The 15,795-nt window shown below is 41.9% G+C and carries 10 protein-coding genes, 2 tRNA genes, 3 rRNA genes and 1 pseudogene; 10 read left to right on the forward strand and 6 right to left on the reverse strand.

The window, feature by feature from the left end:
* Positions 1 to 10 precede the first annotated feature (10 nt).
* Positions 11 to 939: pseudogene (locus tag EGS71_RS13080) on the reverse strand (LysR family transcriptional regulator).
* Between the two features lie 107 nt (positions 940 to 1,046).
* On the opposite strand from EGS71_RS13080, the gene EGS71_RS13085 reads away from it, so the two are divergent.
* Positions 1,047 to 1,913: an MBL fold metallo-hydrolase gene (locus tag EGS71_RS13085; protein ID WP_002009576.1), complete on the forward strand. Its 867-nt coding sequence runs from the start codon at positions 1,047 to 1,049 to the stop codon at positions 1,911 to 1,913.
* Positions 1,914 to 2,304: 391 nt separating this feature from the next.
* Positions 2,305 to 2,535: a hypothetical protein gene (locus EGS71_RS13090; protein WP_000733015.1), complete on the forward strand. Its 231-nt coding sequence runs from the start codon at positions 2,305 to 2,307 to the stop codon at positions 2,533 to 2,535.
* Between the two features lie 173 nt (positions 2,536 to 2,708).
* Here the strand turns inward: EGS71_RS13090 and EGS71_RS13095 are convergent, their stop codons facing one another.
* Positions 2,709 to 3,035 (reverse strand): hypothetical protein, encoded by a 327-nt coding sequence (locus tag EGS71_RS13095; RefSeq protein WP_001274775.1) that lies wholly within the window; start codon positions 3,033 to 3,035, stop codon positions 2,709 to 2,711.
* Positions 3,036 to 3,245: 210 nt separating this feature from the next.
* Here EGS71_RS13095 and EGS71_RS13100 point away from each other — a divergent pair, with 210 nt between their 5' ends.
* From EGS71_RS13100 to EGS71_RS13135, 8 genes are all read left to right on the forward strand, one after another.
* Positions 3,246 to 4,316: an alpha/beta hydrolase gene (locus tag EGS71_RS13100; RefSeq protein ID WP_000123589.1), complete on the forward strand. Its 1,071-nt coding sequence runs from the start codon at positions 3,246 to 3,248 to the stop codon at positions 4,314 to 4,316.
* Between the two features lie 143 nt (positions 4,317 to 4,459).
* A complete protein-coding gene (locus EGS71_RS13105) occupies positions 4,460 to 5,017 on the forward strand; it encodes a peptidylprolyl isomerase (RefSeq protein WP_002009385.1) in 558 nt (185 codons plus the stop codon).
* A 391-nt stretch (positions 5,018 to 5,408) separates the two neighbouring features.
* Positions 5,409 to 6,945 (forward strand): 16S ribosomal RNA (locus EGS71_RS13110).
* A 59-nt stretch (positions 6,946 to 7,004) separates the two neighbouring features.
* A tRNA-Ile gene (locus tag EGS71_RS13115) sits at positions 7,005 to 7,081 on the forward strand.
* A gap of 55 nt (positions 7,082 to 7,136) precedes the next feature.
* Positions 7,137 to 7,212: transfer RNA gene (locus EGS71_RS13120), tRNA-Ala, on the forward strand.
* Positions 7,213 to 7,552: 340 nt separating this feature from the next.
* Positions 7,553 to 10,444, forward strand: a 23S ribosomal RNA gene (locus EGS71_RS13125).
* 184 nt (positions 10,445 to 10,628) lie between these two features.
* Positions 10,629 to 10,743: ribosomal RNA gene (gene rrf / locus EGS71_RS13130) — 5S ribosomal RNA — on the forward strand.
* The 16S, 23S and 5S rRNA genes sit together here with 2 tRNA genes alongside, the layout of an rRNA operon.
* A 122-nt stretch (positions 10,744 to 10,865) precedes the next feature.
* A complete protein-coding gene (locus EGS71_RS13135) occupies positions 10,866 to 11,216 on the forward strand; it encodes an ankyrin repeat domain-containing protein (protein ID WP_000353868.1) in 351 nt (116 codons plus the stop codon).
* A gap of 45 nt (positions 11,217 to 11,261) precedes the next feature.
* Here the strand turns inward: EGS71_RS13135 and EGS71_RS13140 are convergent, their stop codons facing one another.
* From EGS71_RS13140 to ileS, 4 genes are all read right to left on the reverse strand, one after another.
* A complete protein-coding gene (locus EGS71_RS13140; protein ID WP_000964178.1) occupies positions 11,262 to 11,804 on the reverse strand; it encodes an NADPH-dependent FMN reductase in 543 nt (180 codons plus the stop codon).
* A gap of 133 nt (positions 11,805 to 11,937) precedes the next feature.
* On the reverse strand, positions 11,938 to 12,420 hold the full coding sequence (locus EGS71_RS13145; protein WP_000136002.1) for an FKBP-type peptidyl-prolyl cis-trans isomerase: 483 nt from the start codon (positions 12,418 to 12,420) through the stop codon (positions 11,938 to 11,940).
* Position 12,421: 1 nt separating this feature from the next.
* Positions 12,422 to 12,952 carry a signal peptidase II gene (gene lspA, locus EGS71_RS13150; RefSeq protein WP_001133879.1) on the reverse strand — a complete coding sequence of 177 codons (531 nt, stop codon included), beginning with the start codon at positions 12,950 to 12,952 and terminating at the stop codon, positions 12,422 to 12,424.
* A complete protein-coding gene (ileS, locus tag EGS71_RS13155; protein WP_001281047.1) occupies positions 12,945 to 15,782 on the reverse strand; it encodes an isoleucine--tRNA ligase in 2,838 nt (945 codons plus the stop codon). Before ileS ends, lspA begins: the two co-directional genes overlap by 8 nt.
* Positions 15,783 to 15,795 lie beyond the last annotated feature (13 nt).

Genomic DNA, 15,795 nt, shown 5'->3' on the forward strand with positions numbered 1-15,795 from the left:
TGGGCATTGCCTAAAAATTCAAGCGTACACGGCAATTTAAAGCTTTTAATTTTGCGGTTTTAAGTAAAAATCTAAATTTTCGATCATAAAAGCTATAAATTCTTGAGTGATTCGGGGTAAATGTTGTCTAGAAGCATACACGACCGACAAACTTAACTCGGGGGCCGTAAAATTTTTAAATAAAGCTTTTAAGCGTTTTTCTTTTAAATCTTTCTCAACTAATAATGTAGGCAACATTGCGACTCCCTGTGCATGTAAGCACATATCGTAAAGTGCATTCACATCATTACTTTTAAAAGTGACATTTAGAGGATAGTTCTGAGGTTGTTGCTCATTATCAAAAAGTGTCCAGAATTGATGCTGGCTATGATGTGCAATACATTCATGTTGAATGAGTTGACGAGGATGGAGTAGGGGACTGTGCTGTTTTAAATAATCAGGATGAGCACAGAAAACGGATTCGATTTGACAAACTGGCCGTGCAATTAAACCATCTGCGACTTTTTGAGTAATGCGTAGTGCCAAGTCCACTTGTGCATCTATAAGATCCATCGTGCTTTCAGTCAGGTACACATCAAACTGAATATGAGGATGCTGTCTCTTAAATTGCCGAATACATTCCGCAACCCCAAGTTCAAATAGAAATAATCCGCATGTAAAACGGATTGTACCGTTGTGTTGTTCAGGCGCTGCGAGTTCTTGCAAAAGTTGTTGCTGCTGTAAAATATTTTCGCAGTAGAGCAGAGCTTTTTCACCTGCGGGTGTAAGAGATATTTTTCGGGTATTTCTCTGAAATAGTCGAGTTGAGAACGTATGTTCAAGGTGCTCAAGATAACGCGAAACCATTGCACGAGAATAATTAAGATGCTCTGCGGCTTTAGTTAAATTACCGTGTTGTGCAATAGAAACAAAGACCTGAATGGCTTTTAAAGTATCCATATGTCTAGCTATTATTACAATATATGCAACAGTTTATCTTAAATTAGTGCGTTTATCTTACATAAATTGCAATTTAAAGTGTTCTTCATGAAACAGGAGAATACCTAATGAGATTATTTAAATTATCCGCTTCCGCACTTGCTACTGCTACGGCATTAACTATGGCTCAGTCAGCTTTTGCTCAAGATCTGAAAATTCAGAGTTTTCTGGCTAAACCAGAGCACTTTGGTGTCACCTCAACCTTAATAGAAGGCGACAAAGAAGTTTTACTGGTTAATGCACAATTCTCAAAATCTGAAGCATTACGTATTGCTGCAAATATTCTCGATAGCGGTAAAACATTAAAAACTATTTTCGTAAGCTATGGCGACCCGGATTATTATTTCGGCTTAGATATATTTAAACAGTATTTCCCGAATGTACAGATCATTGCTACGCCGGAAACAGTAAAGCATATTCAGGATACTCAAGCGCTTAAAGTTAAATATTGGGGGCCACAAATGGGTGCAAATGCACCTAGCCAAATTATTGTGCCTCAAGCTTACACTGCTAAAACTTTAAAACTTGAGAATGAATCAATCGAGATTAAAGGTAAAAAAGAGCTTACTTATTTATGGGTTCCTTCTGCAAAAGCAGTTGTGGGTGGTATTCCGGTATCTTCAGGTATTCATTTATGGATGGCAGATACACCTAAAACCAAAGATCGTGTGGAAGTCATTCAATCTTTAGAAAGCATCAAAGCACTGCAACCTAAAATTGTTGTACCTGCTCATATGGTTGAGGGAGCTCCACAAGGTCTAGATGCCGTTAACTTTTCGATTAACTATTTAAATAGTTATGAAAAAGCAGCTAAAGCAACTAAAAATGCTACTGAGCTGAGCAAGCTCATGCAGAAGCAATACCCAACGCTTCAAAGTGTTGATAGCTTAGAGCTCGGCGCTAAAGTGGTAAAAGGTGAAATGCAGTGGCCATAATCTAGCGTTTAAGCCATATTAACTTTCAAGAAAGCCGTGACAATTCACGGCTTTCTTACAGAAAAATCAATTTTAAAAGTCAAAAAGCTCTGTAACAATCTACGCAACTTGTATTGCGTTTCTATAAAGGGAAATATTTTGAATATATCTGTCAAATAGAGAAAAAATAAAAAATTGATAAAATTAAACAAGTGCTTATCTATAGTTTCATTTATAAAATAATATAGTTGATTTAAGAAAGTGATTTTAATAAAAAATTGCAGAATTTGTACCGCTATTACTACAAAAGACAACCAATGATACGCACGTTGAGAAAAAAAATTGTGAATTATAGGCAGCGCGAAGATGAACTTTGCATTTAAATGTTTGTCGTAATGAAAGGAAAGCTATCATGAAAAAATTAGGTCTTATCTCTGTAGTACTTGCTGGTGTTGCATTTACAGCTGTTGGTTGTGCATCAGAAGCTGGTTTAAACGCTTCTGGTTCTGCTCAAACAAGTGCTAGCCCATCTGGCGTACAAGCTGGTGTTGGTGTAGATGCAGGTGTTTCTGGTCAAGCTCAACCAGGTCAAGTTGATGCTGGCGCTTCTGGTTCAGTTTCAGGTTCTGCAACTGCTCAGTAATTTGCTGCTAAAAATAAGAGATATGAGTTTATAGAACGTATATGTTCAAGATGCCGATACATATATGAAATGAGCTGCTACTCATTTTTCTATAAATTAGAGAGAATTTATATTCCTCAAAAAAGCCCCAAGAGACTTATTGCTTTGGGGCTTTTTATATAGAAGTAGTATGTTTAGTCATCATGACGATAATCTCTATGATCATGATCTCGGTCTTCTAAGCGTTTCTTCTCCCATTCACGGTGTCGTTTTTCCCATTCACGACGATCCTTTTGCTGTTCACGAATATCTTTGCGTTGTTGTTCATATAATCTTTTACGCTCTTCCCAACGTTTGCGTTCCCACTCATTATATCGACGTCCATCGTTACGGTCATAACGATCATCATCATGATCATGGTAACCATAACCACCGCGATAATAAGGATCATCTGTATAAGCAACACAGCCTACAGTTAAAAGACTGGTTGCTAACAAAGTAACAACTAGTTTTGCTGACATAGCAGTACCTCTTTTTGTCTGTTAACAATAATTGGCAAAAAAGTCCTGTTTTAAACGACAGATTTGTTAATGACATTTGCTATAAATCAGATTAGCGTAGATTGGTTTTTACCTTTGTATCTTGATTGCATGAGTTGTATGCGAATATAGTCAAACAACAAAGAATTCTGTAGAAAATATGAAGGATAAGAGGGATTCAAGGAGACAGGCATGACAGCATTTAATCAAAAAATTCAAACATTGCTAGATAAGGGGCAAGGTCCTGCTGCTCGAGCACTTGATAGGTTACCTCGACTAGCTCAAGAGTCTCTCGCTAAAATTTTAGGATACTCTTATCAATATCCAGATCTCGATTCATTTACGAAATGCATGATGGCTGTGCAAATTAAACAGGGGAGAGTGGGATTTATTGGTTCAGACCCAATTGAATCAAGAAGAGCATTCGATGCACAAATGCAGGCCATACGCCAAAAACCAACTGATATTGAGTTAGTAGAAGATATTCGCTTACCCCTACAAAGCGGGACTATCTTTGCTAGACATTATCATCCTGCCCCTAACAAAAAATTGCCATTGATCGTGTTCTATCATGGAGGTGGTTTTGTTGTAGGTGGTTTAGATACTCATGATGAGGTTTGTCGCTTATTAGCAAAATATGCAAAAGTACAGGTGCTCAGTATCGACTACCCTTTAGCACCTGAAGTTTCACCACAACATTTAATTCAATCGTGTGAAGATGCATTAGCTTGGGTTTATCAAAACCGCAGACAATTAAAAATATTAAAAAGTAGAATTGCTGTCGCAGGGGATAGTGCTGGCGGAAATATTAGTACTGTTGTAGCGCAAAGATCAGTAAATAAAGCTTATGCTCCGCAGGCACAATTATTGATTTATCCTACAGTCGACTTCAAAAGTAGACATCCTTCATTTTATGCTTATAACGAAGGGTTAGTCTTAACAAATACTGATATTGACTATGTCACACAGTATTATGCAACTCATCATAATGTAGAACTTGATGATCCAATAATTTCACCTACCTATGGCAATCTAAAGAAAAACCCACCCGCTTTTGTGATTACAGCGGGGCATGATGTCTTACATGATGAAGCTAAAATATATAGTCATAAGTTAAGACAAAATGGTGTGAAAATGCATTATGAAGAATTTCCGGATCAGACCCATGGCTTTATTAACCTGACTCCGATTTCTAGAAAAGCAAAACGTTATACGATCGAAATTAGTAAAAACTTTAGAAAGTTTTGGGATAAAAATAGTTAAGTAAGCTGATTAATCCATGTTTCACGTGGAACGTGGATTAATATAAAAGCTATATAAAGCTATTAATAAATACTCACTAGAATTGTTTGCCGTAGGCGATTAGATTTAACGGTTAATTATTTATAAAGTTGTTGTAGGGCAATATGAAAAAATTACTGATGTTGTTGTGTTTAGGAGTAAGTAGTCACTCAGTGTGGGCGAATACCTTAGTTGAGATGCAAACAAATTTAGGCAACATCGAAATAGAGTTATACGATGATAAAGCACCAATGAGTGTGAATAACTTTAAAGGTTATATAAAATCTGGTTTTTATAAAGAGACCATCTTTCACCGTGTCATTCCAGGATTTATGGCTCAAGGTGGCGGAATGACTGCGAACATGCAGGAAAAGACAACACGAGCACCTATTAAAAACGAAGCAGGAAATGGTATTGCAAATACACGGGGTACTTTGGCGATGGCCCGTACTTCAAATCCTGATTCAGCAACTAGCCAGTTTTTTATAAACGTTGCAGACAATAACTTTCTTAACCGTTCACCAGGAAATCCTGGATATGCCGTTTTTGGTAAAGTGGTCAAAGGAATGGATGTAGTTGACCGTATTGTTCAGGCTCCTACATCAAACTATGGCATGCATCAAAACGTACCAAAACAGCCTATAAAGATAGTAGATATAAAAATCAAAAATTTTCAAAAATAAATTAACTATATAAATCAGTTATTTAATTATTTTTAAAATTTTATTTGGCTGAAAAAGAACCGGTCGAGCGCGCATATTTATAAAAGTGCTTGCGTACCGGTTTTTTTCCCCTATAATGCACTCATCCCGACGCGATACACGAGAATATCTTAGCTTACAGGGTTAAGATGAAGGTTTTGTATTGCGTTGAATTCTGTCTCTGATGAGGAGCAGAAAAATCATTAAGAGAATTGAAGAACAACTTGTGTGGATTTTTACTGATTGATTAATCGAAATAATTTTCATTGATTGATTGGTTTAAATTACTCGAAGTTTATTTGAGCGAAATTTAAGTCAGTAATTGATGAGCCAGAATTGGTACCTTGTCTTTAAATAAGGTACAAAATGATTTTAACTGAAGAGTTTGATCATGGCTCAGATTGAACGCTGGCGGCAGGCTTAACACATGCAAGTCGAGCGGGGGAAGGTAGCTTGCTACTGGACCTAGCGGCGGACGGGTGAGTAATGCTTAGGAATCTGCCTATTAGTGGGGGACAACATCTCGAAAGGGATGCTAATACCGCATACGTCCTACGGGAGAAAGCAGGGGATCTTCGGACCTTGCGCTAATAGATGAGCCTAAGTCGGATTAGCTAGTTGGTGGGGTAAAGGCCTACCAAGGCGACGATCTGTAGCGGGTCTGAGAGGATGATCCGCCACACTGGGACTGAGACACGGCCCAGACTCCTACGGGAGGCAGCAGTGGGGAATATTGGACAATGGGGGGAACCCTGATCCAGCCATGCCGCGTGTGTGAAGAAGGCCTTATGGTTGTAAAGCACTTTAAGCGAGGAGGAGGCTACTTTAGTTAATACCTAGAGATAGTGGACGTTACTCGCAGAATAAGCACCGGCTAACTCTGTGCCAGCAGCCGCGGTAATACAGAGGGTGCGAGCGTTAATCGGATTTACTGGGCGTAAAGCGTGCGTAGGCGGCTTATTAAGTCGGATGTGAAATCCCCGAGCTTAACTTGGGAATTGCATTCGATACTGGTGAGCTAGAGTATGGGAGAGGATGGTAGAATTCCAGGTGTAGCGGTGAAATGCGTAGAGATCTGGAGGAATACCGATGGCGAAGGCAGCCATCTGGCCTAATACTGACGCTGAGGTACGAAAGCATGGGGAGCAAACAGGATTAGATACCCTGGTAGTCCATGCCGTAAACGATGTCTACTAGCCGTTGGGGCCTTTGAGGCTTTAGTGGCGCAGCTAACGCGATAAGTAGACCGCCTGGGGAGTACGGTCGCAAGACTAAAACTCAAATGAATTGACGGGGGCCCGCACAAGCGGTGGAGCATGTGGTTTAATTCGATGCAACGCGAAGAACCTTACCTGGCCTTGACATACTAGAAACTTTCCAGAGATGGATTGGTGCCTTCGGGAATCTAGATACAGGTGCTGCATGGCTGTCGTCAGCTCGTGTCGTGAGATGTTGGGTTAAGTCCCGCAACGAGCGCAACCCTTTTCCTTACTTGCCAGCATTTCGGATGGGAACTTTAAGGATACTGCCAGTGACAAACTGGAGGAAGGCGGGGACGACGTCAAGTCATCATGGCCCTTACGGCCAGGGCTACACACGTGCTACAATGGTCGGTACAAAGGGTTGCTACACAGCGATGTGATGCTAATCTCAAAAAGCCGATCGTAGTCCGGATTGGAGTCTGCAACTCGACTCCATGAAGTCGGAATCGCTAGTAATCGCGGATCAGAATGCCGCGGTGAATACGTTCCCGGGCCTTGTACACACCGCCCGTCACACCATGGGAGTTTGTTGCACCAGAAGTAGCTAGCCTAACTGCAAAGAGGGCGGTTACCACGGTGTGGCCGATGACTGGGGTGAAGTCGTAACAAGGTAGCCGTAGGGGAACCTGCGGCTGGATCACCTCCTTAACGAAAGATTGACGATTGGTAAGAATCCACAACAAGTTGTTCTTCATAGATGTATCTGAGGGTCTGTAGCTCAGTTGGTTAGAGCACACGCTTGATAAGCGTGGGGTCACAAGTTCAAGTCTTGTCAGACCCACCATGACTTTGACTGGTTGAAGTTATAGATAATAGATACATGATTGATGATGTAAGCTGGGGACTTAGCTTAGTTGGTAGAGCGCCTGCTTTGCACGCAGGAGGTCAGGAGTTCGACTCTCCTAGTCTCCACCAGAACTTAAGATAAGTTCGGATTACAGAAATTAGTAAATAAAGATTGAGATCTTGGTTTATTAACTTCTGTGATTTCATTATCACGGTAATTAGTGTGATCTGACGAAGACACATTAACTCATTAACAGATTGGCAAAATTGAGTCTGAAATAAATTGTTCACTCAAGAGTTTAGGTTAAGCAATTAATCTAGATGAATTGAGAACTAGCAAATTAACTGAATCAAGCGTTTTGGTATGTGAATTTAGATTGAAGCTGTACGGTGCTTAAGTGCACAGTGCTCTAAACTGAAATGTTGAAGTTGCTAACTTGTAGGTAACATCGACTGTTTGGGGTTGTATAGTCAAGTAATTAAGTGCATGTGGTGGATGCCTTGGCAGTCAGAGGCGATGAAAGACGTGATAGCCTGCGAAAAGCTCCGGGGAGGCGGCAAATATCCTTTGATCCGGAGATGTCTGAATGGGGGAACCCACCTACTTTAAGGTAGGTATTGCAACATGAATACATAGTGTTGCAAGGCGAACGAGGGGAAGTGAAACATCTCAGTACCCTTAGGAAAAGAAATCAATTGAGATTCCCTCAGTAGCGGCGAGCGAACGGGGATCAGCCCATTAAGTTATGTGTGTTTTAGTGGAACGCTCTGGGAAGTGCGAACGTAGAGGGTGATATTCCCGTACACGAAAGGGCACACATAATGATGACGAGTAGGGCGAGGCACGTGAAACCTTGTCTGAATATGGGGGACCATCCTCCAAGGCTAAATACTCCTGACTGACCGATAGTGAACCAGTACCGTGAGGGAAAGGCGAAAAGAACCCCTGTGAGGGGAGTGAAATAGATCCTGAAACCGCATGCATACAAGCAGTGGGAGCACCTTCGTGGTGTGACTGCGTACCTTTTGTATAATGGGTCAGCGACTTATATTCAGTAGCGAGGTTAACCGTATAGGGGAGCCGTAGAGAAATCGAGTCTTAATAGGGCGTTTAGTTGCTGGGTATAGACCCGAAACCAGGCGATCTATCCATGAGCAGGTTGAAGGTTGGGTAACACTAACTGGAGGACCGAACCCACTGTCGTTGAAAAGCCAGGGGATGACTTGTGGATAGGGGTGAAAGGCTAATCAAGCCTGGTGATAGCTGGTTCTCCCCGAAAGCTATTTAGGTAGCGCCTCGGACGAATACCATAGGGGGTAGAGCACTGTTTCGGCTAGGGGGTCATCCCGACTTACCAAACCGATGCAAACTCCGAATACCTATGAGTACTATCCGGGAGACAGACTGCGGGTGCTAACGTCCGTAGTCAAGAGGAAAACAATCCAGACCGCCAGCTAAGGCCCCAAAATCATAGTTAAGTGGGAAACGATGTGGGAAGGCATAGACAGCTAGGAGGTTGGCTTAGAAGCAGCCACCCTTTAAAGAAAGCGTAATAGCTCACTAGTCGAGTCGGCCTGCGCGGAAGATGTAACGGGGCTAAAACTATGTGCCGAAGCTGCGGATGTATACTTTGTATACGTGGTAGGGGAGCGTTCTGTAAGCCGATGAAGGTGTGTTGAGAAGCATGCTGGAGGTATCAGAAGTGCGAATGCTGACGTGAGTAACGACAAAACGGGTGAAAAACCCGTTCGCCGAAAGACCAAGGGTTCCAGTCCAACGTTAATCGGGGCTGGGTGAGTCGACCCCTAAGGCGAGGCCGAAAGGCGTAGTCGATGGGAAAATGGTTAATATTCCATTACTTCTGTGTAATGCGATGAGAGGACGGAGAAGGCTAAATCAGCCTGGCGTTGGTTGTCCAGGTGAAAGGAAGTAGGCATGTATCTTAGGCAAATCCGGGGTACTCTATGCTGAGATCTGATAGCAAGCTGTACTTGTACAGCGAAGTGGTTGATGCCATGCTTCCAGGAAAAGTCTCTAAGCTTCAGTTACACAGGAATCGTACCCGAAACCGACACAGGTGGTCAGGTCGAGTAGACCAAGGCGCTTGAGAGAACTCTGCTGAAGGAACTAGGCAAAATGGTACCGTAACTTCGGGAGAAGGTACGCTGTTGTTGGTGATGGAACTCGCTTCCTGAGCTGACGACAGCCGCAGAAACCAGGCCGCTGCAACTGTTTATTAAAAACATAGCACTCTGCAAACACGAAAGTGGACGTATAGGGTGTGATGCCTGCCCGGTGCTGGAAGGTTAATTGATGGGGTTAGCGTAAGCGAAGCTCTTGATCGAAGCCCCAGTAAACGGCGGCCGTAACTATAACGGTCCTAAGGTAGCGAAATTCCTTGTCGGGTAAGTTCCGACCTGCACGAATGGCATAATGATGGCGGCGCTGTCTCCAGCAGAGGCTCAGTGAAATCGAAATCGCTGTGAAGATGCAGTGTACCCGCGGCTAGACGGAAAGACCCCGTGAACCTTTACTGCAGCTTGACACTGAACTTTGACCTTACTTGTGTAGGATAGGTGGGAGGCTTTGAAGCTGGAACGCTAGTTCCAGTGGAGCCGTCCTTGAAATACCACCCTGGTAATGTTGAGGTTCTAACTCTGTCCCGTGATCCGGGACGAGGACCGTGTCTGGTGGGTAGTTTGACTGGGGCGGTCTCCTCCTAAAGAGTAACGGAGGAGTACGAAGGTGCGCTCAGCGTGGTCGGAAATCACGCGTAGAGTATAAAGGCAAAAGCGCGCTTAACTGCGAGACCCACAAGTCGAGCAGGTACGAAAGTAGGTCTTAGTGATCCGGTGGTTCTGTATGGAAGGGCCATCGCTCAACGGATAAAAGGTACTCTGGGGATAACAGGCTGATACCGCCCAAGAGTTCATATCGACGGCGGTGTTTGGCACCTCGATGTCGGCTCATCTCATCCTGGGGCTGAAGCAGGTCCCAAGGGTATGGCTGTTCGCCATTTAAAGAGGTACGCGAGCTGGGTTTAGAACGTCGTGAGACAGTTCGGTCCCTATCTACCGTGGGCGCTGGAAATTTGAGAGGATCTGCTCCTAGTACGAGAGGACCAGAGTGGACGAACCTCTGGTGTACCGGTTGTGACGCCAGTCGCATCGCCGGGTAGCTATGTTCGGAAGGGATAACCGCTGAAAGCATCTAAGCGGGAAGCCTACCTCAAGATAAGATTTCCCTAGGACTTTATGTCCTCTAAAGAGCCGTTCGAGACTAGGACGTTGATAGGTTGGATGTGGAAGCATAGTGATATGTGAAGCTGACCAATACTAATTGCTCGTGAGGCTTGACTATACAACACCCAAGCAGTTGTATATGAAGCATCAATCGATTCTTAAATATGCAAGACAACTTGATTTAGTTATACCTCTAGCTAAAATGAACAGATAAAGTAAGATTCAATCAGCCCAGTCTGTTACAGATTTGGAAAACGCTTCGGCATTAAATAAGACCCAGGCAAGTATCCATAAACAGTTGTGCTGGCGACCATAGCAAGAGTGAACCACCTGATCCCTTCCCGAACTCAGAAGTGAAACCTCTTAGCGCTGATGGTAGTGTGGGATTACCCATGTGAGAGTAAGTCATCGCCAGCTCATTATTCTAAACACCCCAATCTCAAAAGAGGTTGGGGTGTTTTTTTATAGCAAGAATTCAATCAATAGAGAATTGTTTAAATATAGAACTACAAATCATTTTTGGATGTTTATTCGGTTCTATGGATATAATGAGGAAGTTTTTTATTTTTGGTGTCCCCGTGAAAATTAATTCTTTCTCTCCCATACCTGAAGATGATGAAGAACTCTCTCTTCCAGAACTGATTTATTGGGCATCTTTAGGTGATCTAGAGCAAGTAAAACAATTATTAATAGATAGAGAAGATCCTAATCAGACTGATGATGAAGGGTATACTGCTCTACAAGCAGCGGCTGAGAATGATCATTTAGAGATAGTGAAGCTATTAGTTGAAAAAGGGGCGCATGTCACTTATAAAAGCGAATATACAGCACTACAGCTTGCAGAAATGGCGGGTAATACTGACATAGTGAATTATTTAAAAAGTTTATAAAATTAAAAAGCCCCTTTTATTTAAAAAGGAGGCTTTTTGTTAAATTTAAGACAAATGATATTTCTGTAGTTTCTCAACAATTGATTGAAGTCCTTTTACTTCAAATTCATTGGCTTCAAACTTTTCATCTTTATTGCGTTTGAAGATATCTCGTATTTCGATCACAGCATTTGGGTCAACAATACTTAAACTTGAAGTGACTTGGCGTATTTGGCTAATAGAACGAGAACCATTTGTTGAGCCATAACCTATAAATGCGGCTGGTTTGCCGCTCCATTCCTTACCGACATAGTCCAGTGCATTTTTTAAAGCTGGGCTGTAACCGTGGTTGTATTCTGGGCTAATAAAGATAAATGCATCAGCTTGGGCAATTTTATCAGCCCATTCTTGTTGTTTAGGTTGATCATAAATACCTGTAGCAGGTGGGTGAGAACCTGAAAATAAGGGTAGATTCCATTCTTTTAAATCAATTACTTCTGTTTGAAAATCTTTTAGATTAAATGAGGGTATTGTTGTTTCTAACCAATTGGCAATTTTAATAGCTGTGCGCCCTTCGCGAACACTTCCGACGATAATATAGACCAGCATATGTTTTTCCTAAGGATTTTTATCTTTATAACTTAATTCATTATATAGGTGCGTGAGAATATAGAATTTGTAAGGATTCTTATGTCATCAATAAAAGTTAAATAATAAAAAAGCCCTCAATCGAGGGCTTTTTTTACATGATCTTAATGCCTTGCTGACCAGCTGGAGTCACTTTAAATATTTCTACTTCAAAAGTAATATTTTTGCCGGCTAGAGGATGGTTGAAATCAATTTCAGTAATATCATCATTTACTGACTTCACAACCCCAAATAAAGTTGCTTTTGCTTTATCTTCAAACTCGATCATATGACCAGGAATAGGTCGTTGTTCGAATTTAACCGTATCAAAAGTTTGTATATTTTCAGGATTCCATGGACCAAAAGCATCTTCTGGTGGTAGATGTACTGTACGTCGATCGCCTGCACGTAAGCCAAGAAGCGCTTTCTCAAAACCTGGTAACAAGTTACCGTCACCAATAGTCAAGCTAACAGGCTCTTCACGGCTTCGTGTATTGTCAATTTCTACGCCATTTTCAATAGCAACAGAGAAGTGTAGGTCAACTTTAGAACCGTCAGTAATACGAATTTCTTCATTAGGTTGAATAATTTCGGTCATATTATGCATCCGAATTTTTAGGTCTTTGCTTCTCAAGGAAGAATGTATCGATGAGTAGCAAAATGGTACCTAGAGTAATGGCACTGTCCGCAATATTAAAAGCTGGAAAGTGATGATTTTGGTAATAAACATGAATAAAATCGACCACATACCCTAAAGTAATACGGTCAATTAGATTACCAAGGGCTCCACCTAAAATTAAAGCGATAGCTACAGGTAGCACCACCATTTTTTTAGGCATACGTAGCAACCAAAATACAAAAAGTATTGAAACTAAGCCTGCCAAAGATGTGAAGAAATAGCGTTGCCATCCTCCAGCATCAGATAAAAAGCTAAAAGCTGCACCATAATTATGTAATAGTGTCCAGTTTAAAAATGGAAGTACAGGTACAGGATCTGCGTAGTTCAGATGTGTACTTGCAATCCATTTTGTCCATTGATCCAACACAATGGCAAGGACAGAAAGTCCAAGCCAAATGAGGTTGTGAGGATAAAACTGGAATAAGCCTTTTTTAGCTTGTGAATTAGGCATATTTTCTCACTTCGCCACGACCAGTGACGTTCACAATACAACGACCACATAAACCAGGATGATCGGCATGTGTATTTACATCCGGAAGGACATGCCAGCAACGTGCACATTTTTCACCTTCAGCTGCAGATACTTGTACACGTAAGCCTTCCATTTCAGTTGCTTCACCTTGTTCAGCAAATGGATGTACTACTACTTGTGAAGTAATAAGAACAAAACGGAGTTCATCAGCCAGTTGGTTTAAAACTGTTTGTAATGATTCATTTGCCCAAAGTTCAACTTTGGCTGAAAGATTACTACCGACAAGTTTAGCGTTACGAGCTGCTTCAATCTGTTTATTTACTGCAGATTTTACGCTAATCAATGTTTGCCAGTCTGCTTCAGAAAGCAAGTTTGCTTTTGATGAAACAGGTAAGTCATACCATTCAGCTGTAAATACATACTTCTCAGTTTGTTCAGGGATAAGTGGCCAAGCTTCTTGAGCTGTGAAGCTAAGAATAGGGCTCATCCAGCGAACAAATGCTTGTACGATATGGTAAAGCGCTGTTTGTGCGGAACGACGTGCTTGTGAGTCAGCCTTAGTGGTGTATTGACGGTCTTTGATGATGTCTAGATAGAAACCACCTAAGTCATTAATACAGAAGCTTGTTAATGCACTACACACGACATGGAAGTTCATTTCTTCATAGGCCGCGATAATGGTCTGTTGTACTTCATTAGCACGTTGCAAGATGTATTGATCAAGAGCAATAAGATCATCTACTGCCAGAGCATCAGTACTTGGTTTGAAACCATTTAAGTTTGCAAGTAAGAAGCGTAGCGTATTACGAATACGACGGTAGCTATCACTTACACGGCTAAAGATTTCTTTCGATGCTGCAATTTCATAGCGATAGTCGCTAGATGCTACATATAAACGTAAACCATCGGCACCAAGTTGTTTGATGATTTCTTCAAGCGGAATATAGTTGCCTAGAGATTTTGATAATTTACGGCCATTCTCATCCACTGTAAAACCATGTGTTAACAAGGCTTTGTATGGTGCGCGGTTATGAATTGCCATAGACGTTAATAAAGAAGATTGGAACCAGCCACGGTGTTGGTCTGAACCTTCTAAATATAAGTCAGCAGGGCTTTCTAATTCTTCACGTTGCTCAAGTACAGCGTAATGCGTTGTACCAGAGTCAAACCATACATCAAGCGTATCGCGAACAGCATTGTACTGTTCAGCATCTTCACCAATGAAGTCTTTCGCATCACGGTTAAACCATGCATCAATACCTTCTTTCTCGATAAGTTTGGCAACTTCTTCGATGAGCTCAGGCGTACGAGGGTGCAATTCGTTCGTATCTTTATGAACGAAGAAAGGAATTGGTACACCCCAAGTACGTTGACGTGAGATACACCAGTCCGGACGGCCTTCGATCATTGATTCAATACGGTTTTTACCCCAGTTCGGTACAAACTCGATATCGTTTTCAATGGCATTAAGCGCACCGTCACGTAAACCTTTTTGATCCATGCTGATAAACCATTGTGGTGTAGCACGGAAAATAATCGGAGTCTTATGACGCCAGCAGTGTGGGTAGCTGTGTTTAATCGGTTGATGAGCCCATAAGCGACCTACAGCACCTAAAGCTTCAATAATCTTTGGATTGGCTTTATAGATGTGCTCACCAGCAAAGATTGGTGCGGTTGGTAAGTAAACACCGTTACCACCCACTGGGTTTTCAACTTTAAGGTTGTATTGAAGACCTACTTTATAGTCATCTGCACCGTGGCCAGGAGCAGTGTGTACAGCACCTGTACCGCTTGTTGCGATAACGTGCTCACCTAAAATAACCGGAACTTGACGATCAGTAAGTAAAGGATGTTGTAGGGTAAGGTTTTCAAGAGCTGAACCAGTAAAGTCAGCTAAAACAACTGGGTTTTCAAGCTTGTAACGCTCAATTGCAGAAGCAACTAAGTCTTTAGCAAGAATAAAGTTTTGCTTACCACGTTCAGTAGTCACTTGTACCAATTGATATTCAATTTCGGCATGCAATGCAACTGCTTGGTTCGCTGGTAACGTCCAAGGTGTAGTGGTCCAGATCACGATATCCGTTGGATCTTGAACATCTACATTTACACGAGCGCTTAAGTCTTTTAAATCTACAACGCCAAAACCAACGTCAATTGCGTCTGATTTTTTATCTTCGTATTCAACTTCAGCTTCAGCAAGTGCTGAGCCACAGTCCATACACCAGTTCACTGGCTTTAAGCCCGGCTGGATATGGCCATTTTTTTGGATTAAACCTAAAGCACGAACGATATCGGCTTCTTGTTTGTAGTTCATGGTGAGATAAGGATTATCCCAGTCCCCTAAAATACCAAGACGTTTAAAGTCAGTACGCTGTAAATCAATTTGCTTTAGCGCATATTCACGGCAGTGTTTACGGAAAGTGGCTGCATCAACTTTTTCACCGACTTTACCTACTTTTTCTTCAACTTTTAGTTCGATTGGCAAACCGTGACAGTCCCAACCTGGTACATATGGCGCATCGAAACCTGTCAAAGTACGGCTTTTTACGATGATGTCCTTAAGTACTTTGTTAACCGCATGGCCCAAGTGAATTGTACCGTTCGCATATGGAGGGCCATCATGCAGAATATATTTTTTCTTGCCAATACGCGATGCACGAATCTGCTGATAAATGTTGTCGGTATACCACTCTTCTAACCATTTCACTTCACGTACTGCCAAATTTGCTTTCATTGCAAATTGAGTATCCGGCAGGTTTAGCGTGGCTTTGTAGTCCACTGCATTTTCAGTAGTTTGCTTATCGCTCATGCAAGTTGTCTTC

This window comes from Acinetobacter sp. FDAARGOS_559 (assembly GCF_003940475.1).
Taxonomy (GTDB): Bacteria; Pseudomonadota; Gammaproteobacteria; order Pseudomonadales; family Moraxellaceae; genus Acinetobacter; species Acinetobacter baumannii.